The sequence below is a fragment of the Collinsella sp. HCP3S3_E11 genome (genome assembly GCF_052067375.1).
Taxonomy (GTDB): domain Bacteria; phylum Actinomycetota; class Coriobacteriia; order Coriobacteriales; family Coriobacteriaceae; genus Collinsella.
Genome location: NZ_JBQHQI010000007.1, coordinates 72,123 through 91,204 on the forward strand (window position 1 = coordinate 72,123; position 19,082 = coordinate 91,204).

18 protein-coding genes, 1 other RNA gene and 1 pseudogene are annotated in these 19,082 nt (G+C 61.2%); 3 read left to right on the top strand and 17 right to left on the bottom strand.

The window, feature by feature from the left end:
* Positions 1-124 precede the first annotated feature (124 nt).
* The 11 genes from ACTM86_RS05850 to ACTM86_RS05900 form a co-directional block, all read right to left on the bottom strand.
* Positions 125-1,267: an aminotransferase class V-fold PLP-dependent enzyme gene (locus tag ACTM86_RS05850; protein WP_441016214.1), complete on the bottom strand. Its 1,143-nt coding sequence runs from the start codon at positions 1,265-1,267 to the stop codon at positions 125-127.
* On the bottom strand, positions 1,264-1,515 hold the full coding sequence (locus ACTM86_RS05855; RefSeq protein WP_343001227.1) for a DUF3343 domain-containing protein: 252 nt from the start codon (positions 1,513-1,515) through the stop codon (positions 1,264-1,266). The genes ACTM86_RS05850 and ACTM86_RS05855 overlap by 4 nt, the downstream gene beginning before the upstream one ends.
* Positions 1,516-1,535: 20 nt before the next feature.
* On the bottom strand, positions 1,536-2,162 hold the full coding sequence (gene yedF / locus ACTM86_RS05860) for a sulfurtransferase-like selenium metabolism protein YedF (protein WP_441016217.1): 627 nt from the start codon (positions 2,160-2,162) through the stop codon (positions 1,536-1,538).
* A gap of 60 nt (positions 2,163-2,222) precedes the next feature.
* Positions 2,223-3,272 (bottom strand): selenide, water dikinase SelD, encoded by a 1,050-nt coding sequence (gene selD / locus ACTM86_RS05865; RefSeq protein ID WP_441016220.1) that lies wholly within the window; start codon positions 3,270-3,272, stop codon positions 2,223-2,225.
* Positions 3,273-3,356: 84 nt separating this feature from the next.
* On the bottom strand, positions 3,357-3,797 hold the full coding sequence (locus tag ACTM86_RS05870) for a BadF/BadG/BcrA/BcrD ATPase family protein (RefSeq protein WP_427747749.1): 441 nt from the start codon (positions 3,795-3,797) through the stop codon (positions 3,357-3,359).
* Positions 3,798-3,804: 7 nt separating this feature from the next.
* Positions 3,805-4,155 (bottom strand): 2-hydroxyacyl-CoA dehydratase, encoded by a 351-nt coding sequence (locus ACTM86_RS05875; protein ID WP_441016223.1) that lies wholly within the window; start codon positions 4,153-4,155, stop codon positions 3,805-3,807.
* A gap of 116 nt (positions 4,156-4,271) precedes the next feature.
* Positions 4,272-5,342, bottom strand: a complete 1,071-nt coding sequence (locus tag ACTM86_RS05880) for a sulfate/molybdate ABC transporter ATP-binding protein (RefSeq protein ID WP_441016225.1) — start codon at positions 5,340-5,342, stop codon at positions 4,272-4,274.
* 3 nt (positions 5,343-5,345) lie between these two features.
* Positions 5,346-6,827: a molybdate ABC transporter permease subunit gene (gene modB, locus ACTM86_RS05885; protein WP_441016228.1), complete on the bottom strand. Its 1,482-nt coding sequence runs from the start codon at positions 6,825-6,827 to the stop codon at positions 5,346-5,348.
* A gap of 115 nt (positions 6,828-6,942) precedes the next feature.
* Positions 6,943-7,806 carry a molybdate ABC transporter substrate-binding protein gene (modA, locus tag ACTM86_RS05890; protein WP_441016231.1) on the bottom strand — a complete coding sequence of 288 codons (864 nt, stop codon included), beginning with the start codon at positions 7,804-7,806 and terminating at the stop codon, positions 6,943-6,945.
* 205 nt (positions 7,807-8,011) lie between these two features.
* Entirely contained in the window at positions 8,012-8,491 is a 480-nt protein-coding gene (locus tag ACTM86_RS05895) for a MogA/MoaB family molybdenum cofactor biosynthesis protein (RefSeq protein ID WP_441016234.1), read from the bottom strand.
* A gap of 10 nt (positions 8,492-8,501) precedes the next feature.
* Positions 8,502-9,764, bottom strand: a complete 1,263-nt coding sequence (locus ACTM86_RS05900; RefSeq protein WP_441016237.1) for a molybdopterin molybdotransferase MoeA — start codon at positions 9,762-9,764, stop codon at positions 8,502-8,504.
* A 210-nt stretch (positions 9,765-9,974) separates the two neighbouring features.
* Here ACTM86_RS05900 and ACTM86_RS05905 point away from each other — a divergent pair, with 210 nt between their 5' ends.
* Positions 9,975-11,396, top strand: coding sequence for a chloride channel protein (locus tag ACTM86_RS05905; protein WP_441016240.1), 1,422 nt, complete (start codon positions 9,975-9,977; stop codon positions 11,394-11,396).
* Between the two features lie 87 nt (positions 11,397-11,483).
* Positions 11,484-12,446 carry a diacylglycerol/lipid kinase family protein gene (locus ACTM86_RS05910; protein WP_441016243.1) on the top strand — a complete coding sequence of 321 codons (963 nt, stop codon included), beginning with the start codon at positions 11,484-11,486 and terminating at the stop codon, positions 12,444-12,446.
* Between the two features lie 33 nt (positions 12,447-12,479).
* On the opposite strand, the pseudogene ACTM86_RS05915 reads toward ACTM86_RS05910, so the two are convergent.
* From ACTM86_RS05915 to ACTM86_RS05925, 3 genes and pseudogenes are all read right to left on the bottom strand, one after another.
* A pseudogene (locus ACTM86_RS05915) lies at positions 12,480-12,791 on the bottom strand (peptide chain release factor family protein); the annotation flags it as partial.
* Positions 12,792-12,942: 151 nt separating this feature from the next.
* Entirely contained in the window at positions 12,943-13,521 is a 579-nt protein-coding gene (locus tag ACTM86_RS05920) for a xanthine phosphoribosyltransferase (RefSeq protein ID WP_441016246.1), read from the bottom strand.
* Between the two features lie 487 nt (positions 13,522-14,008).
* Positions 14,009-15,292 carry an O-acetylhomoserine aminocarboxypropyltransferase/cysteine synthase family protein gene (locus ACTM86_RS05925; RefSeq protein WP_441016249.1) on the bottom strand — a complete coding sequence of 428 codons (1,284 nt, stop codon included), beginning with the start codon at positions 15,290-15,292 and terminating at the stop codon, positions 14,009-14,011.
* Between the two features lie 158 nt (positions 15,293-15,450).
* Here ACTM86_RS05925 and ACTM86_RS05930 point away from each other — a divergent pair, with 158 nt between their 5' ends.
* A complete protein-coding gene (locus ACTM86_RS05930; protein WP_195838525.1) occupies positions 15,451-15,969 on the top strand; it encodes a C-GCAxxG-C-C family protein in 519 nt (172 codons plus the stop codon).
* A 67-nt stretch (positions 15,970-16,036) separates the two neighbouring features.
* Here ACTM86_RS05930 and ACTM86_RS05935 read toward each other — a convergent pair whose 3' ends face one another.
* The 3 genes from ACTM86_RS05935 to rpsA all read right to left on the bottom strand — a co-directional run bounded on the left by ACTM86_RS05935 (position 16,037) and on the right by rpsA (position 18,902).
* Positions 16,037-16,675: a YigZ family protein gene (locus ACTM86_RS05935; protein ID WP_195838524.1), complete on the bottom strand. Its 639-nt coding sequence runs from the start codon at positions 16,673-16,675 to the stop codon at positions 16,037-16,039.
* A gap of 355 nt (positions 16,676-17,030) precedes the next feature.
* An RNA gene (rnpB, locus tag ACTM86_RS05940) (RNase P RNA component class A) lies at positions 17,031-17,392 on the bottom strand.
* Between the two features lie 343 nt (positions 17,393-17,735).
* Positions 17,736-18,902: a 30S ribosomal protein S1 gene (rpsA, locus tag ACTM86_RS05945; protein ID WP_154515317.1), complete on the bottom strand. Its 1,167-nt coding sequence runs from the start codon at positions 18,900-18,902 to the stop codon at positions 17,736-17,738.
* Positions 18,903-19,082: the final 180 nt, after the last annotated feature.

Consider the following 19,082-nt stretch of genomic DNA (forward strand, 5'->3'; position numbering starts at 1 on the left):
AACCTTCCCGCAATTCGCAAAGATACCGAGGACCCAGTGCGGGCCATCATCTCACAATACCCTGTATAAGCGACAATGCGGGAAGGTTACGCAAACGGTTTATCTAAGGGCGCAGAAGGTTGGTCTAATCGCAGCTCAAATCGCGCAAAGCGTCAATCGCGGCGTCGACTTCCCCGTCCGTGTTGAAATACCCAAAAGAGAAACGAACGACACCCTGGCGCTCGGTCCCGAGCGCGCGGTGCATGAGCGGAGCACAATGGGCGCCGGGGCGCGTCGCAATCCCCCACCCTTGCATAAGCGCGTCAGAAATCTGGGCAGAGTCGATATCACCCACGTTGAGTGAGACGATCGCCGAGCGCGTCGGCTGGTCAAAGGCACCGTAGAGCTTAATCCCCGGAATCTCGCGCACGCCGGCAAGGAAGCGATCGGCGAGCGCACGCTCGTGGGCAGCAATCGCCTCGACCCCACCCTGGGCCTCGATAAAGTCGAGGCCGGCAGAAAGGCCCGCGATACCGTGACCGTTGAGCGTGCCCGCCTCAAGGCGCGTGGGCCACTCAAGCGGCTGCAGCGCATCGAAGCTGTGCACGCCCGTGCCGCCCATGGCCCACGGCGCCACGTCAATGCCCTCTGCCACGGCCAGGCCGCCGGTGCCTTGAGGTCCCATGAGCCCTTTGTGGCCGGTAAAGCACACGACATCGAGCCCCATGGCGTGCATATCGATATGCGCCGTACCGGCAGACTGAGAGGCGTCGACGATCACCAGCGCACCTGCCGCATGGGCCATGGCCGCTACGCGCGCAATGTCGACCGCGTTGCCGGTCACATTGGAGGCGTGCGTCACCACCACAGCACGCGTGTCCGGCGTGACCAACCGCTCGAGCTCGTCGTAGTCGAGCACGCCGTTCGCGTCGCAGCCCGCATGCTCAACCGCCACACCCTGTACCGCCGACAGGCGATTGAGCGGGCGTAACACCGAGTTGTGCTCGAGCACCGTCGTGACCACACGGTCGCCGGGGCGCACCACGCCACAGATGGCGGTGTTGAGCGCCGCGGTGGAGTTGGGCGTAAAACAAACATGGTCAGCACATGGGCAGCCCAGCAAGCGCGCGAGCTTGGCACGGCAACCGTGAATCGTACGAGCCGCATCGAGAGCACCCGACGTGGCGCCGCGCCCGGCATTGCCGAGCGAGCACATCGCCTGCGTCACGGCATCGATCACCGTTTGCGGCTTATGCATGGTCGTCGCCGCGTTATCCAGATAGATCATCGCACGACCTCCCACATGTCAATCACCGTAAAGCCCTCGGTGGGAACACCAGCTGCGGCAAGCTCGCCGCGCAGCAGCTCCTCATCGGCAGGCAACGCCTTCCACGCCAGACCGCAGCCGGCAGCGACCTCCCCGGGCACAGGAATCGTTCGCCCGGGGAGGCCGCGCTCGATGCATAGGGTCTCGCACCCCATGGCGGCCGCCGTGGTGGGAAACGTGATGACAAGCGCCGGACGCTTCTCCCTCATGGCAACTCCAACCAAATATGTTACGGGCGCACGACGCGCACGGCATGCTCCATCTTCTCCACGATCACGTACATGTTGGTGACCTCGCCCACCGCAAGCTGGTCTTTAATGCCAAAGTGGTCCAGGCAGGTACCGCAGGTGAGAATCTCGACGCCCTGCTCGGCCAGGCCCTTCAGGTCATCGAGCACCGGAGAGCCCTCGACGGTGAGCTTGGCGCCGCCGTTGTAGAACAGCATGGTCGCGGGCAGCTCCTCCTGCTGCGTCACGGCAAAGATGAAGGCCTTCATGAGCTTGTGGCCCAGCTCGTCGTCGCCACGGCCCATGCAGTCGGTGTAGACGGAAATGACGAGCTTGCCCTTGCCGGAGCTGGCATCACAAAAGGCAGCGCCATCCTGCTCGGGATCAGCCACGGCAACGGCACCGGCGGTCGCCACGGTCACGTGCCACTCGGCGTCAGAAACCTTCTCGAACGAGGCCGTGCAGCCCTTCTCCTGCGCCATCTTGGAGATGTTCTTGACGGCGGTCTCGTTGTCGACCGAGGTCACGACAACGCCCTCGCCATCGAGTTGCTTGAGCGCCTTAAGCGTCTTGACGACGGGCAGCGGGCAGGCATCGCCCATGGCATTGACTTCAATCTTGGTAGACATAGCTTTTCCTTTCGAAAGAACCGTTCTAGAGAACGGTAAACAGTTACATAAACGTGCGGGCTATCGGACAACGTGGACGGCAGGACCGCCTGGCACCGGCTCGCACACGCGACCGACGACGGCGGCAACGCGCCCCTCGGCATGCAGACGGCGCGCAAGCTCATCCACATCGGCAGCAGGCGCCGCGATAAGCAGGCCGCCCGAGGTCTGCGGATCGTACAGCGCGTCGAGCATCCCCGGCTCCAGACCATCGTCGACCGCCACGCGCGGGCCAAAAAAGTCCTGGTTACGGTAGGCGCCGGCAGGGATAATGCCAAGGCGTGCCATGTCGAGCACCTGGTCAAAGAGCGGCACCGCCCCCGACACAAGCTCAATCTGCACGCCCGAGCCCTCGGCCATCTCGCACGCATGTCCGATCAGGCCAAAGCCCGTGATGTCGGTGCAGCCATGAAGCTCGAGGTCCTCGGCCAGACGAATCGGAGCCTCGTTGAGGGTCCGCATCGAGTCGAACATCGGGCTGGCATCATCCTGTTCGATGAGCTCGCCCTTAATGGCCGTAGTGATGATGCCCGAGCCGATCGCCTTGGTCAGCAGCAGAACATCGCCCACGTGTGCGCCGCTGTTGGTGAGCATACGGTCAAGCGCGACAAAGCCACTCACGGACAGGCCGTACTTGGGCTCGTCGTCGTTGATGGTGTGGCCGCCCGCGATGGCACAGCAGGCCTCGACGCACTTGTCGGCGCCACCCGCCAGAATCTGGCCGGCAACCTCAACGCCCAGGCAACTGGGTATGCAAAGCAGGTTCATGGCATGGCTCGGCCGTCCGCCCATGGCGTATATGTCCGACAGCGAGTTTGCCGCGGCGATCTGGCCAAACAGGAACGGGTCATCGACCATCGGTGGGAAGAAGTCGATGGACTGCACGAGGCACAAGTTATCGCCAACGCGGAAGACGCTCGCATCGTCGGAGGTATCGAACCCCACGAGCAGGTTGTCGTTATGCACATTGGGTAAGTCGCCCAGGACCTGGGCGAGGGCTCCAGGAGCCAACTTAGCGGCTCAACCGCTCGCGGCAGTCATCTGCGTGAGCTTCATGAGATCGTCAGCCATCGATACCTCCTCTCATCGGTCAATCAGTTCCTCCCAGTATACGCATGGCGGCGCCGAGAGCGGGCAATTTATCGCACCGGCCCCCTACGCGAGCGCCTGGGCTCGAATGGCCGCGCCGATGGCACCGGCAAAGCGGGCCTGGGGCGAGGTGGTGACCGGCGAGCCCACCAATGCGCCAAGACGCTCGACGACATAGGCGTTTTCGCACAGACCACCGGTCAGATAGTACGGGGCGCCCGCGGCTTGCGAGGCCATGGTCGCCACACGCGACACGACGCTCTCGATCACGCCACGCGCAATGTTCTCGCGCGGCTCGCCGCGGCCGATCAGGCTAATGACCTCGCTCTCGGCAAACACCGTGCACATGCTGCTGATCTTGGTGGGCTCGCCGGAACGCGCCAGGTCGGCAGCCACGTCATAGCCAGCCGCTGCCAGTGCCTCGCGCAGCCGCTCGGAAGCATCGACCGAGGAGAACCCGGTTGGCTGCACGCAGGTCCACGTCACCGAATCCACCCCATCGACCACAGCGGCCTTAGCCGCCGTAGAAGCCCTCGAGCTCCTCCTTGAGCAGGCGGCACTCCTCGTACCAGCCTTCACGCTCGTAGGCGCGGTCGCGACCCTGCGGAAGATGCAGAATGTGCGTGCGCTTGAGCTCCCCCAGCAGCTCGTACATCTTCTTCTTGCCGTCGCAGGTGGTCTCGCCGATGATCATGTCGCTAAAGTACGTAAACGGGCACTTTTGCGAGTAGGCAAAGACGTACGTCGACTTGATGAGCGGACACAGATTTGCCGGCAGCACCTTCTCGCCCTCGGGAATCACCTCGTCGGACGTACCACACAGAGCCACGCTTGCAGCCCCCGCGGCATCGTCGTACGACAGCATCGTGTGCCGTCGTTTAATAAATAATTATCTTGATTGATAAGAGTTTGTCATCCCTCATTCGGCGAACGGCAAGACAAAGCCGCCGAGGCTTATATCCCCGACGGCATTACCCGGCGCTATCGACAGACCAAATGGATCCTACTGGCATCAAAATGCATGCGCAGCGTCTCGCCTGCTTGCGGTAGCTCGTCGACAGGCACGCTCACCTTGTTGACCTTCCACTGCAGACGCGTGGGCGCATCGACGCGCGGTACGTCCAGCAGCACCAGGCGCTCAAAACGCGAATCGCTCACTCGGGCCACGTGCAAATCATAGCTGTTGCGGCCCCGCTCGGCACGGTTGTCAACATGGAAGTAACTTGCGCGAATGCCCAGGTACGCCACATTATCGGGAACCTCGCGACCCACGTTAAAGGTCATGCCCCAATCGAGCGCCTCAACTTCTTCATCGCCGATCTTGCGCGCCCGGCTTGTGTTCTTGCAGCCCGTCAAGCGCAGCGCCGCCAGTGTCTGCGGACGGCGAACCACATCCTCGACAGAACCAATCTCCTCGACGCGCCCGTTATGCATCACGCAGATGCGCTGGCAGAGGCGGCACGCTTCGTCGATGTCGTGGCTCACGTAGAGCACGGTGCGGTTACAGACGTCGAACAGGTCGAGCATGTTCTGCTCGAGGGCGCTCTTAAGATAGGAATCGAGCGCGCTCATGGGCTCGTCGAACATAAAGATGCCCGGATGCGCCGCCACCATGCGGGCGAGCGCCACGCGTTGCTGCTGCCCGCCCGAAAGGCGCGCGGGGTAGCGGTCGGCAAAATCGGCTAGACCGAAAATGTCCAGATAGCGCTCGGCGAGTTTTTTGCGCGCCGCGGCGTCGCCCGCGTCCTTTACACCGGCACATACGTTATCGGCCACCGTCATGTTGGGAAACAGCTGATAGTTTTGGAACAGCAGGGCACATTTTCGCTCCTGGGGCGACAGGTTGATGCCCGCCGCCGAGTCAAAAAAGGTCATGCCGTTGACGACGATCTTGCCCTCGTCGGGCGTCTCCACGCCGGCGATGCAGCGAAGTGTGCAGCTCTTGCCGCAACCCGAGGCGCCCAGCAGCGCCACGCGCTCCTCGCCGGCCTCAAGCTGCATGTCGAGCGTAAACCCGGGATAGCGCTTTTTGATATCCAGAACGAGCGACATGGCCTATCGACCTCCCTTCGAGACGGCGTCATCGCGCATGAGCTCGGCCAGCGCCTCGCGATCGATACGCAAGGCATCGCCGCCCGCCGGGTCGAGCGAATCGCCCTGTCCGGCGAGATCTTTGGCCTGCTTGCGCTCCGCACGGGAAAGGCCGCGCTCGCGGTACTTTTGCGAATGCGCAGTGTACATGTTGATGAACAGGATGACTAGGAAACTAAACACGATTACGACGATGACCCAAAAGAGGGCCACCGACGTATTGCCGCCCATCCATTCAAAGTAAATCGCAATCGGAATGGTCTGCGTAATACCGGCGTAGTTGCCCGCAAAGAACAGCGTGCAGCCAAACTCTCCCATCGCGCGGGCAAAGGCGAGGACCGTACCGGCGGCAATAGAAGGCCACCCAAGGGGCATCATGAGCTTGGCAAAGATACGGCGTTCGGACCATCCCAAGGTTCGCGCCGCATCGAGCATCTGCGCGTCGAGGCTCTCGAAGGCACCAAGTGCCGTACGGTAGACCAGGGGAAACGACACCACCACGGCAGATATCACCGCCGCCGGCCACGTAAAGACAATCGAGATGCCGTGCGCGATAAGCCACTGACCCACCCCGGTCGAGCGGCCAAACAGCATGAGGAGCAGAAAGCCGCAGACCGTGGGCGGCAGCACCATAGGAATCGTAAAAACCGAATCGAGCAGGCCCTTGATGCGACTCGAGGTACCCATAGTCTTCCACGCGGCGAACAGCCCCAGCGCAAAGGAGATCAGCAGGGCAAGGCCGCTCGTTTTTATGGACACCCAAAACGGGCGATAGTCGATGTCGCCCAAGAAGGCTGCGGCGCGCTCCGCCAGCGACGGCGGCACCGTCGTCGACACGTCCGCATACCGCACGAGCGCGGCGTTATCGCTCCACAGGACGCCGTCACCCAAATCTAGCTCGCCATTCGCGGCGTCGGCGGCATTCACTACCGTGTAGTAATCGCCGTTGCCGCCCCTCACCTTAAACTGATAGCGGTAATCGCTTTGCACCAGCGCGTTATCCGAGGTAAAGACCCATTCGAGATTAGAGTCCTCCAGCAACGCCCCACCCATGGAGTGCGACTTGTCGAGCCCCACGAGCATCTTCTTGAGCGCCTTTTGGTCATCTGCCTTTGAGATGTCGAGCCCCGCGTCTTTGACGGCATGGGCGTCGAGCCAGACCACGATGCTCTCAGGCGTCGTCACCGTCACGAGGGTCGTCTTCTTGTAGATAGGAAAACGGTAGCCCTCGGGCTGACCCGCAAACGAACGGGCTGTGCCCTTGGCATTGCGCTCAAACGCGTTGAGGCCAAACCCGACGCCATCGATAAGCGCGGAATCTTCGGTCGCCTGGCGGCCATCGGCGGTGGTGAAGAGCGCCTCGGCCCGAGCAACCCCGGGCGGTGCGGTCAGCACGCACAGAATCGCAGCCAGCACGGCGAGCAGGCGAATCGTTTTCCTTGACACGGGCGACTCCTCAAACACAGGGCAACGGCACGCGGACACGCCGGTTCAATCAAAAGGGCGGGCGATCGCGAGAACGCCCGCCCTCAAGCATATCGTTATGCGGCGATGTTGCGAACTACGCGGAAAGCTCAAAGCCGTACTTAGCCCAAATCTTCTGGGCTTTCTTGTTGGTCAGGCAGAAGTCGATGAACGCCTTGGCCTCGTCGGCGTGCTCGGAGCTATCGGCGACAGCGCCGGGATACACGATGGGCTTGTGCGAGTCCTCGGGGCACACGAAGGTCTCCTCGATGCCGTCGTAGCGGAAGATATCGGAGCTGTAGACAAAACCGGCCACGCAATCGCCCGTAGAGACGTAAGACGCAGCGGTGCCGACCTTGTCGGCCAGAGCCACCTTGTCGGCGAGATCGGGCGCATACTCGCCGTCGTCGCCCTCGGTGCCGGTGTAGAGGCCCACGGAGGCCAGGGCCTGGTTGGCGTACTTGCCAGCGGGAACGGTCTTGGCGTCGCCGATGGCGATCTTGCCGTCCAGGTTCGCGACGTCGGCGATGGCCTCGACCCTGGTGTCGGAGCCCTCGGCGCGAATGATCACGAGGTCGTTGACGAACATGTCCTCACGCGTGTCGGCGTCGACGAGCTCGGCGGCCTCGGCGTCATCCATGGTGCCCTTGGAGGCCGTGATGAGTACGTCGACGGCGGCACCGGCGCGCATCTGCTCGACAAGGTCGCCAGACGCCTTAAACTGCGTGTCGGCAAACGTGGTGCCGGTCTGGTCGGTATAGAGCTTCTGAACCTCGGGCAGGGCCTTCTCGAGCGAGTTGGCAGCAAAGACCTGCAGCTCAACAGCCTTCTTGGACGAAATCTTGGCGGAGCCGGCATCGGAGCCAGTCGGCCCAGACGTCTTGCTGCCGGAACAGCCGGCAAGGCCAAGGCCGGCAGCGGAAAGTGAAACGAACCCGCGGCGAGAAACCGTATCGAACATGTTCAACCCTTTCGAACGCTACGCCCGGGCACCCCGCCGCAAGCTTTATTCTGTTACTAGATTATACTTTTGCACGAATAGTGTTTGTGATAAATATTTCTCGTCTAATAATTTTCCTTTACCGATAACCACGAGACGGCCCGCACTGTCGCTGCATAAAAAAGGCGGAGCAGCCCGTAAGGTCACTCCGCCGCAGGTAATGCGCTTATTTGGCGTGCCCGCCCCCCGCCGTCATTTGAGCTGCGTGCTCCAGCTGGTCGCTCACAGCCTCCCAGCTTTCGCGGGCCGCTTTCGTTGATCCCGGAAAGTTGATGACAAGCGTATGCCCACGCTGCATGCACACGGCGCGTGAAAGCATAGCGCGGCGCGTCTTGGTCATGGAGTACGCACGGATTGCCTCTGCAATACCCGGTACATCGCGGTCGCAGACGGCACGCGTCGCCTCGGGCGTCACGTCACGCATCGAAAGGCCCGTGCCGCCGCAGGTGAGCACGACATTGGCGTGGCACTCATCGGCCGCTTCCACAATGGCATCACCGATCTCGCTGACGTCGTCGCGCACGACCACATGTGAGGCGACCGTCCAGCCCTGCGCCGCGATGAGTTCCTCGAGCGCAGCACCCGCTTCGTCCTGGGCAAGACCGCGCGTATCCGAGCACGTCACAATCGATATCTTCAACTCCATAGCGTTCCTCCTATAGCACCGCGCCCTCAGGCAAGTCGACACGCACGACATCCACGACGTCGCCCGCCCTGAGGTCACACGGGCCTTCGTCAATACGCAGCAGGCAGTTGGCCCGCTGCATCGTGCCGAGCAGCGCCGAATTCTGCGTCTTGGCCTCGGTCACCAACAGCTCACCGGTCTCGGGGTCGCGCAAAACCGTGGCACGATCGAAGAAGCGGCGATGCTGTCGCTTCTTCACGCCGTGTGTGAGCTTCGCCTGCTGCACGGGACGCACGCCCTCGGCAAAGCCGCACATCTTGCGGATCGCCGGGCGGGCGAGCATCTCAAAGCCCACATACGCCGCCGCGGGATTGCCCGAAAGTCCCAAATATGGCTTGCCCCCCAGCAGGCCAAACGTGATGGCCTTGCCGGGACGCATCGAGATGCGGTCGAACAGCACCTCGCCCTCGCGCCGAACGAGCGCCGTCACATAGTCGTAATCACCCGCAGAGGCGCCACCACTCGTAATGACAAAATCGCAGTCCTGCGCGGCGCGATGCACCAGCTCGGCAATCGCCTGCTCATCATCGGGCGCAATGCCGTAGAACACGGGCTCGGCTCCTGCATCGAGCGCCTCGGCCATCAACGCCGACGAGTTGGAGTCGCGAATCTGCCCGCGCGCCGGCACGTTACTCGGTGCGACCAGTTCCGTCCCCAGCGAGATAATGCCCACGCGCGGCGCGGCATGCACCTTCACGCTCGCATACCCGGCGCTCGCCAGCAAGCCGGCGCCCGCCGGAGCCACAACCTCTCCAGCGTACATCACGACGTCGCCAGTATGCGCTTCCTCAGCAGCCGATCGAACGTTCTCCCCCACCTTGGCAGGCGCCGAGAATCTCACACGCGAACCCTCGTTGCCGTCACCGTCGAGCACATCGACAATCTCGTACTTCACCACGGCATCGGCACCTTCGGGTACCGGCGCGCCCGTCATGATACGAACCGTGTCGCCCGCGCCGATTGCGCCCTCAAAGACATGGCCCGCCGCCTCGTGCCCCACGACAGAAAGCGTCACGGGCGCATCGGTGGACGCTTTGGCGAGGTCGACGGCGCGCACGGCATATCCGTCCATAGCGCTGTTAGCAAACGGCGAAATGTCGATATCGGCCACCGCGTCCTCGGCCAAGGGAAGACCGGCAGCCTGCCACACGGGAATCTCGACGAGATCGGTCGGAGCAACGTGCGACAGAACAATCGACTGCGCGTCCTCCAGCGGAATGAGCTTCTCTGCCATATGCACCTCTTAATGCCACAGCGCACAACGGGGGCGCCAATTCTTTATGCTTGTCTCAGTATAATCCCCTGCCGCACGACGGCGAAACGACCCACGTTCTCGAATACATCTGTCGACCGCAAGCCGCGAAACAGAACCGAAACCGACCTGCCGGTTTGTCACGTTTGGCACGTTCTATAATGCTCGTGTTGCAACCTAAAAGAGGAACGTATGGCTTTTACCGACAAACCCGAAAGCGCAAACGAGGCGCAGGATCATTCCCAGCCGCTCGACGACGACGGCTTTTTCTCCCTGAACGACGTCATCATGGCAGGCAGGCAACAGCTCACCCGCTCCGAGCATCTCTTGGCTGCCGACACGCGCCGCAATGCCCACAACCTACTCGCGAGCGCTAAGTTGCTCGTACTCGTCGTCATCGTCTCGCTCGCCATGGGCGTTGCCGCTTGGGCGTTTTTGGCCTCGTTGAATATCGCGACCGACTATCGCGAGCACCATACGTGGATTTACGCGCTGCTTCCCGTTGTGGGCGTTGCCACCGCATGGGTGTACAAAAACCACGGTCTTGCCGCCAAACGCGGTAACAACCTGGTCATCGACTCCGCTCTGGGCACACGCCTCATCCATAAGCGCATGGCCGTCCTCACCTTCGTCTGCTCCACGCTCACGCACCTAACGGGCGGATCGGCCGGTCGCGAGGGAGCCGCGGTGCAGATTGGCGGCACCATCGCCAGCAACATCTCAAGCCTCGCCCACCTCAAAAAGCATGACCACCACGACCTCATGCTCGCCGGCATCTCGTCGGCCTTTGGCGCCGTATTCGGTTCGCCCCTTGCCGGAGCTTTCTTTGGCATGGAGATGTGCTTTATCGGCAAGATCGACTACACCGCAGGGATCTACTGCCTGGTCGCCTCGTTTACCGGCTACTTTACATCACTCGCCCTGGGTACCGAGTACGAAGCGAATGCCATCGCCAGCGTTCCCGCCATGACGCCCAAAACGGTCGTTATCGTTGTTATCAGCGCCATTATCTTCGGTCTGACGGCACGCCTCTTTGCCTGGTCGGTTCGAACCGTCAAGGGCCTGTACGGTCGCTTTATCACCAATTACCTCGTTCGCGCCCTTATAGGCGCACTCGTGGTTTTGGCTGTCTATGCCCTCCTCGACGCCTGGGACTACGCCGGCCTTTCCACGTGGCTTTCGGGCGCCGGGTTTGCCGGCAACACCACCCTCGCCGACGCCGCCATCAAGCTCGTCGTAACGGCACTCACCCTGGGTGCCGGTTTCCAAGGCGGCGAGGTCACGCCCCTGTTTGGCATCGGTGCGGCACTCGGTGGCTGGATCGGTTGCCTTACCGGGCTCGACCCCAGTTTTCTGGCGGCTCTCGGCATGCTCGGCGTGTTCTGTGCCGGCCTTAACGTGCCCATCACCACCTGCATGATGGCCATCGACCTGTTCCACGGCACGGCCGCCGGGTTCTTTGTCATCGTGGCCTTTATCAGCTACCTCGCCGGCGGACACCGCGGCGTGTACCCTGCCCAGCGCATCATCTCACCCAAGCGCCGTTCGCTTATAGTGGACGAGGGCGGTACGGTAGCGGATGCTATCGAGCGCCACAACGACCTGATAGAGTAGACGTAAGTATTCGCCGTGCAGCCACAATCGGGGGGCAATTCGACCCGAGCGCGACCGCACCGTCACGCCATATGCCGGGAGTCGCCCATGCACGCAACTGATTTTGGTCGAACGCTCATCATCGCCAACCCCGCCGCCCAATCGGGTGCGGCGCGCGAAGTTGCCGAGCGCCTGCAACGCTTTTTGGACATGACTGCACGCGCATCCCAGTTTGACCTGGTATTGACCGAGTGTATGGGACACGCCAAGGAGCTGGCCGCACAGGCTCAGGGCTATCGCACCGTTATCGCCCTTGGCGGCGACGGCGTGATCCACGAGGTCGTCAACGGGCTTATGGCACAAAAGGAGGACCCCCGCCCCGCTCTTGCCATCCTACCCGTGGGTTCCGGCAACGATTTTGCCCAAACGCTCGGTATAGAAGATTTCTCCGGCAAGGATTTTGGCGCGCTGCTCACCTGCGAGCTGCAGCGTCAGGACATCGGTCGCATTCGCTCATGGAACCCCGCAAGCGGTAGCGGCGAGGCTACCGTTGAGTACTACGACCAGACGCTCTCCGTCGGTATTGACGCCGCCATCGGCCTGGGCACCACCGAGCTGCGCAAAAAGACGGGCCTCACCGGCGCTCCGCTCTACACCCTCTCGGGACTTGAACAGTTTGGCCTGCGCTATCGCAACTACCCCATGACAGTCAGCTTTGACGGCGCGCCCGCCGAGCGCGTGAGGGCGATCATCATGGCGATTCAGCTGGGCCCCACCTATGGCTCGGGCTATCGCATCTGTCCCGACGCCGACCCGTGCGACGGCATGCTCGACGTTTGCTACGCCTGCGGCCCCGTTCCGCGTGCGGTCGCGCTTCCCATGTTCCTTTCGGCCAAGGACGGCCACCATACCAATTTGCCGCCGGTTTGCATGCGCCGCTGCCGCCATGCCGAGCTCACCTTTGGGGAGCCCGACTACCCCATCCAGGCCGACGGCGAACCTGTTATCGCCTCGCGCATCGAAGTCGACATCCTTCCCGGCGCCCTCCAAGTCTGGCGTCCAACCCGCTAACCACCCCTATTTCACCGCAACTTATCGAGAAGATCACTCCACCCCGCCCGGCTTGCGGCGGTTGGCCTTTTTAATGGCGTTGAAGTGCTTGTCATTAAGTCTGCGCTGGCGAGAGCGCTGAGGCACCTTGGTCTTTACGCGTCGATGCGGTGGACGCCCGCGACGCTCAAGCTCAGCGCGCAGCTTACGTAAACAGCAGCTACGATTTTGGAACTGACTGCGACTCTCGCGCGCCGTCACGGTAATCCCCGTAGGGATATGTTTCATGCGCACCGCCGAGTCCGTCGTGTTCACGCCTTGCCCGCCCGGACCCGTCGCGCGAAACACCTGCACCTCGCAATCGCGCGCCAGCTCCTCGACCGACATCTCGGCATAGCGCGCATACTCACACCATCCCATCTTGTTCTCATCCATATCAACACCCCCCTCATACAAAAAATGTGACAAAGGGACAGTCCCTTTGTCACATCGCATACCAATCGCTTGTGTTGCGCGCTTAGGCGAAGGTGATCTCGCCGTTCTCACAGTCCATATCGGCGATACGGGCCAGGCTCTCAACACGGAAGCCGCGCTCGCGGAGCTTATCGCCACCGCCCTGGAAGCCCTTCTCCACCGCAATGCCAATGCCGGCAACCTCGGCGCCTGCGGCCTCGCAGATCTTGATAAGACCCTCGAGCGCGCATCCGTTGGCCAGGAAGTCGTCGATAATCAGGACCTTGTCGCCCTCGGACAGGAAACGCTTGCCAACGATGACCGGGTACTCCCTCTGCTTGGTAAAGGAATAGATGGTCGTGGCATACTGCTCGCCGTCGAGGTTGATGGACTGCGCCTTCTTGGCAAAGACCACCGGCACGCCGCCAAAATGCTGGGCTGCGATGCAGGCCATGCCAATGCCCGAAGCCTCGATCGTAAGGATCTTGTTAATCTCGACATCCTCGAACAGACGGGCCCACTCGGCGCCCATGTGGTCAAACAGCTCAACGTCGCACTGGTGGTTGAGGAAAGCATCAACCTTAAGGACATTACCGGCCTTTACGATGCCGTCATGGCGAATACGGTCCTTAAGCTCCTGCATGGCGCAACCCCTTCTCGCGGCAACGATACCGCGCGATTAATAAACGTTGCTCGATAGTCTACCACGGACCGACCCCCGCCCGCCCCACAAGCCGCATCGCACCACAAAGCCGCATCGCACCGCAAAGTCGCAAGCAGATACACCGGGCTTACCAGCTGAATGCGATCGAGGCCCACGCCCGGCCCCTTTTGCATCACGGGCAGCGCCACGGTCACGACGGTCGAATCCAGACACACCATAAACGTCATGATGAGCACCGTAAACAGAATCGCCCATTTGTTCTTGCCATGGGTGTCCCCCTCAACAGCTATGTGTTCGTGGCGCAGTTGCTCTGCGTTTTCTCCATATCCATCCTTTCGAGTGGAGCAACACAAAAACGGGGCCCCAATCGCCTGCAAACAGTCGCGATTGGGGCCCCGCCTACGGTATCGGAACTAAAGATCACCGAAGCTTTCTGCCGGCATCGGCGCCTTGCACGAACGCTAGCCTAGCACTGCTCGAGCGCCTGCTCAAGGTCGGCAATCATATCGGCCGTGTCCTCGAGGCCGCACGACAGGCGCACCATGTCGGCGGAGATACCACAGGCGATAAGCTCCTCATCGTTCATCTGGCGGTGCGTGGCGTTCGCGGGATGCAGGCAGCAGGTGCGCGCATCGGCCACGTGCGTAGCGATCTGGGCGAGCTTAAGGCTCTTCATAAAGGTCTCGGCCGCCGCGCGACCACCGTTAAAGCCAAAGCTCACAACGCCGCAGGTACCGTTGGGCATGTACTTTTGAGCTAGGTCATAGTACTTGTCGCCCTCCAGACCCGGATAGCTCACGAAGCGCACCTTGGGATGGCTCTGCAGGAACTTGGCAACAGCCAGACCGTTCTCGCAATGACGCGGCATGCGCACATGCAGGCTCTCGAGCGAGCTGTTCAGGAAAAACGCCGCCTGCGGGTTCTGCATGGGGCCGAGGTCGCGCATGAGCTGAGCGGTTGCCTTGGTAATGAAGGCGCCCTCGCGACCGAACTTCTCGGCATAGGTCACGCCGTGGTAGCTCTCATCGGGCGTGGTGAGACCCGGGAACTTGTCCGCATGGGCCATCCAGTCAAACTGGCCGTGGTCGACGATCACGCCGCCCAGGCAGGCCCCATGTCCATCCATGTACTTGGTGGTGGAGTGCGTAACAATATCGGCGCCCCACTCAAAGGGACGGCACATCACGGGCGTCGGGAAGGTGTTGTCGACCATCAGCGGCACGCCGTGGTCATGCGCGGCCTTGGCAAAGCGCTCAATATCGAGCACGGCAAGGGCGGGGTTGGCAATCGTCTCGCCAAAGACGAGCTTGGTATTGGGCTCAAAGGCTGCCTCGAGCTCCTCATCGGTGCAATCGGGGGCAACGAACGTGCAGGTAACGCCCATACGACCCATGGTATGGGCAAGCAGGTTGTAGGTACCGCCGTAGATGGCCGAGCTTGCGACCACATGATCGCCGGCGCCGGCCACGTTAAAGATCGCGAGGAAGTTCGCAGCCATGCCCGAGCTCGTGAGCATCGCAGCGGTGCCGCCCTCCATCTCGCAGATCTTGGCGGCAACCAAATCGCACGTAGGGTTCTGCAGACGGCTGTAGAAATAGCCAGACTCCTCCAGGTCAAACAGCTTGCCCATGTGCTCCGACGTGTCGTACTTCCACGTGGTGGACTGGTAGATGGGCACCTGGCGCGGCTCCGCATCTCCCGGATGATAGCCGCCCTGAACACATGTAGTACCGATGGTCTGCTCGCTCATATCTAGCTCCCTTGCCTGGGTTACATTTTTATCCGGTTCACGATACCGCTACCCCGCACCCCTCTCAACCCATCCCCAAGGTAGGTTATGAGACAAATCAACCGGGGGCATGTATCGCAGATCTTGGCATTTATTCGATAGATAAAAATGAGGCATACATGAGGCTTTCGATGAACAAATGCATCGGCAAGGGTACCATAGGCGAGTACACCGTTACCGAGGAGACAACGATGAAGCAAATCGATACTGCCCAGCTCGACATCACCGCCTGTCAGGCTCAGGCTGCCGAATACCACGCCCGTGGCTTTAACTGCGCACAGGCCGTCGCCTGCACGCTCGCACCCGCCGTCGGGCTCGACCCCCAGACCGCCTTTATCCTCACCGAGGGCTTTGGCGCCGGCATGGGCGGCATGACCGAGACCTGCGGCGCTATCTCGGGCGCCGTGGCCATCATGGGCTTTGTAATGAGCGACGGCATGGATAACCCCAAGACCAAGGGCCAGACTTACAAGCTGTCGCGCGAAATCGCCAAGCGTTTTAAAACGAAAAACACGACGACCGTCTGCGGCACGCTCAAGGGCATCGGATCGGACAATGGTCCGCTCCGCAGCTGCCCCGGCTGCATCGACGACGCCATCGAGATCGCCTGCGATGTGCTAAAGCAGCTCGCCGAGTAAACGGCGGCAACAGAAAACGACGGCCGGCGTGCTTGGGATTCATCCAAAAGCACGCCAGCCGTCGCCGTTAGAACTCGGCAAATTTGGGAGCGCCGACCTCAATCTCCTCGCGCCCCGCCATAAGCTCGCGCATCTTAGCGCAAAAAGGCTCCTGCTCCCCCGCCTTAAACACCAAATGAATCGTCACGGCATCCGCGTAATCGGTATCCGAAACCTTGGCACCCGAATCCTGCGCCAAACGAAGCACCTGCTCATACTGCGGATAGGCCACGTGCACGTCAACAGGCACGACGCTCGTCATCTCAACGACCTGCCCTGCCTCCTGAGCAGCTGCCACCGCCGCCTGCGTCGCCGCGGTATAGGCGCGCACCAAGCCACCGGGCCCCAACAGCGTGCCGCCAAAATAGCGCGTCACCACGCAGCAAACATTTTTGAGCCCAGCGCCGCGCAACACCTCGAGCGTCGGCATGCCGCTCGTGCGGCTCGGCTCACCGTCATCACTCTGACGCTCGCGTCCATCGACCAAAATCCACGCGGGAACATTGTGTCGAGCGTCGTAATGACGCTTGCGAACCATCTCGATGAAGGCATTCGCCTCATCCTCGGATTCAATATGGACCAGCTGGGCAATAAACCGGCTCTTGCGATCCACAAACTCGCCAGAAGCCTCAATATTCGATCGCAGAGTAAAATAGCTGTCCAACAAAGCCCCTCAACAAAACTAAGCGCGGCAACAAACAGCCTCAATAATACGGCAAAGACAGCACCGTTGTCCTCGCCAACAAGAGCGAAAACGCCAATGAGGCCGTCACCAACAGCGAGAACCCGCCAGCGCGAGCAAGGTGCCTTGAAAGACGAGATTGCAACAGAAATGAGGCTGCCGATGACCAGGCAAAAACAGCGAGATGCCAAGAACGGAACCGCCGATGATTCCGTCAACGAAAGCGAGAACCCGTCAGCGCGAGCAAGGTGCCTTGAAAGACGAGGGCATTGACCTTATGGTCATGCCCGAAGGCTTGAAAGGCAGATTGTCGCGCTGACGGGTTCGCAGCGTCAACAAAGTGCCGAGTGGGCCTATAAGCCGGGTTCTGTCGTGAACGGTCATTTATCTTGTCTGCACGTTACCGTGCAGCTCCACGCACGCTACCCGAACGCGGACCGGGCCGGCCCATAGCGTTCCTATTCGCGCTTGCTCCGGATGGGGCTTGCCAAGCCGCCGTGTTGCCACGACGCTGGTGGTCTCTTACACCACCGTTTCAGCTTTTCCCTTTACGCCTTGCGGCGCAGGTGGGAGTCTTCTTTTCTGCGGCGCTTTCCGTCGGATCACTCCGCCCGGCCGTTAGCCGGCATCCCGCCCTCTGGAGCCCGGACTTTCCTCACGCGTGCCGCAAGCAGCACATCGCGCGACCGTCTGGCCCACTCAGCAGTGCAAGAGTGTAACACACCGTTGCCGCAGGCAAAGGCACAACACAAGCGTTCGACACGATATACCAAGAACCATGCCATGCAGTACAATAGGGTTGTCGATGGGCAACGTCGCCAGTCGAGACGCGACCGCGCTCCGCACCCCTCCGTCTACTCGGTGCGTTCCCGCCTCCTCCCCGAGGCGGGATGTCGGCATTTTCATGCACCGACAACCCAATAGCCCCCGTGAACAGCCCGGACAGCATTGCGCACGAGTAGCATTGCGCACCTCACCGGCAAACGCAAAAAGGGACCCGTCCATTGCGGACGGATCCCTTAAAGTAAGTGATCGTCAAACCGATTTACTCGGCGTCGGTCTCCTCGTCCTTCTTCTCGGAAGGCAGCGGGGTAACCTCGATCTCGACGCCCAGAGTCTCAGCAGCGGACTTCATAGACAGGGAGATACGACGACGGTCGAGGTCGATCTCCATGACCTTGACCTGAACCTTGTCGCCCACGTGGGTGACCTGAGAAGGCTGGTCGACGTGCTTGTTGGCCATCTCGGAGATGTGCACCAGGCCCTCGATGCCCTCGCCCAGATCGACGAAAGCGCCAAACGGGACGAGCTTGGTCACAGTGCCCTCGACGATAGCGCCGACGGGGTACTTCTTGACCAGTGCGCGCCACGGATCCTCGGTGGTCTGCTTGAGACCCAGGGAGATGCGCTCGCGGTTGAGATCGACGTCGAGAACCTCGACCTCGACCTCCTGGCCGACCTTAACAACCTCGGAAGGATGGTTGACGTGGTTCCAGGAGAGCTCGGAGATGTGGATGAGGCCGTCGATACCGCCGAGGTCGACGAAGGCGCCGAAGTCGACGATGGAGGAAACGGTGCCCTGGAGACGCATGCCAGACTTGAGCTTGGACAGGATCTCGGAACGCTCGGCCTTACGGGACTCCTCAAGCACGACGCGACGGGAGAGAACGACGTTGTTGCGGTTGCGGTCCATCTCGATGACGCGGGCCTCGATGCGGGTGCCCATGTAGGAGGTGAGGTCCTTGACGCGACGGAGGTCGACGAGGGAAGCGGGCAGGAAGCCACGCAGGCCGATGTCGAGGATCAGGCCGCCCTTGACAACCTCGATAACCTCGCCCTCGACGTTCTCGCCGGAGTTGAACTTCTCCTCGATGCGGTTCCAAGCACGCTCGTACTCGGCACGCTTCTTGGAAAGGACCAGACGACCGTCCTTGTCCTCCTTCTGGAGAACCAGGGCCTCGATGGAATCACCGAGTGCAACGATGTCTGCAGGGTTAGCGTCCTTGCGGATGGACAGCTCGCGGACCGGGATAACGCCCTCGGACTTGAATCCGATGTCAACGAGCACCTCGTCATGCTCGATCTTAACGACAGTACCGTTAACGAGATCGCCCTCATCAAAGTCGGTAATCGTACCGTCGATGAGGTTGTTCATCTCCTCCTCGTTGACATCGTCAAGAGAGAAAATGGACGAGTTCTGAATCTCACTCAAAGGTGGACCCCTTTCGAACTACGGGGCCCCGATTGCTAGGACCTACAGAAGGGTGCGACAAGCACACAACGTTTAGGAACACTCGGGAGCCGACAGATACTAATGTGACGCTTATGCAATCACGTTCGTATAGGTTACGTGGAAATCACTTCGATTTCAAGCGTGAACTGCGATTTTTTA

Excerpts from the sequence above, each read along its gene's own strand:
- ACTM86_RS05850 (WP_441016214.1), bottom strand. The coding sequence starts at position 1,267 with ATGATCTATCTGGATAACGCGGCGACGACCATGCATAAGCCGCAAACG.
- ACTM86_RS05855 (WP_343001227.1), bottom strand. The coding sequence starts at position 1,515 with ATGAGGGAGAAGCGTCCGGCGCTTGTCATCACGTTTCCCACCACGGCG.
- yedF (WP_441016217.1), bottom strand. The coding sequence starts at position 2,162 with ATGTCTACCAAGATTGAAGTCAATGCCATGGGCGATGCCTGCCCGCTG.
- ACTM86_RS05875 (WP_441016223.1), bottom strand. The coding sequence starts at position 4,155 with ATGCTGTCGTACGACGATGCCGCGGGGGCTGCAAGCGTGGCTCTGTGT.
- ACTM86_RS05880 (WP_441016225.1), bottom strand. The coding sequence starts at position 5,342 with ATGTCGCTCGTTCTGGATATCAAAAAGCGCTATCCCGGGTTTACGCTC.
- modA (WP_441016231.1), bottom strand. The coding sequence starts at position 7,806 with ATGTTCGATACGGTTTCTCGCCGCGGGTTCGTTTCACTTTCCGCTGCC.
- ACTM86_RS05895 (WP_441016234.1), bottom strand. The coding sequence starts at position 8,491 with ATGGAGTTGAAGATATCGATTGTGACGTGCTCGGATACGCGCGGTCTT.
- ACTM86_RS05900 (WP_441016237.1), bottom strand. The coding sequence starts at position 9,764 with ATGGCAGAGAAGCTCATTCCGCTGGAGGACGCGCAGTCGATTGTTCTG.
- ACTM86_RS05905 (WP_441016240.1), top strand. The coding sequence starts at position 9,975 with ATGGCTTTTACCGACAAACCCGAAAGCGCAAACGAGGCGCAGGATCAT.
- ACTM86_RS05910 (WP_441016243.1), top strand. The coding sequence starts at position 11,484 with ATGCACGCAACTGATTTTGGTCGAACGCTCATCATCGCCAACCCCGCC.
- ACTM86_RS05920 (WP_441016246.1), bottom strand. The coding sequence starts at position 13,521 with ATGCAGGAGCTTAAGGACCGTATTCGCCATGACGGCATCGTAAAGGCC.
- ACTM86_RS05925 (WP_441016249.1), bottom strand. The coding sequence starts at position 15,292 with ATGAGCGAGCAGACCATCGGTACTACATGTGTTCAGGGCGGCTATCAT.
- ACTM86_RS05930 (WP_195838525.1), top strand. The coding sequence starts at position 15,451 with ATGAGGCTTTCGATGAACAAATGCATCGGCAAGGGTACCATAGGCGAG.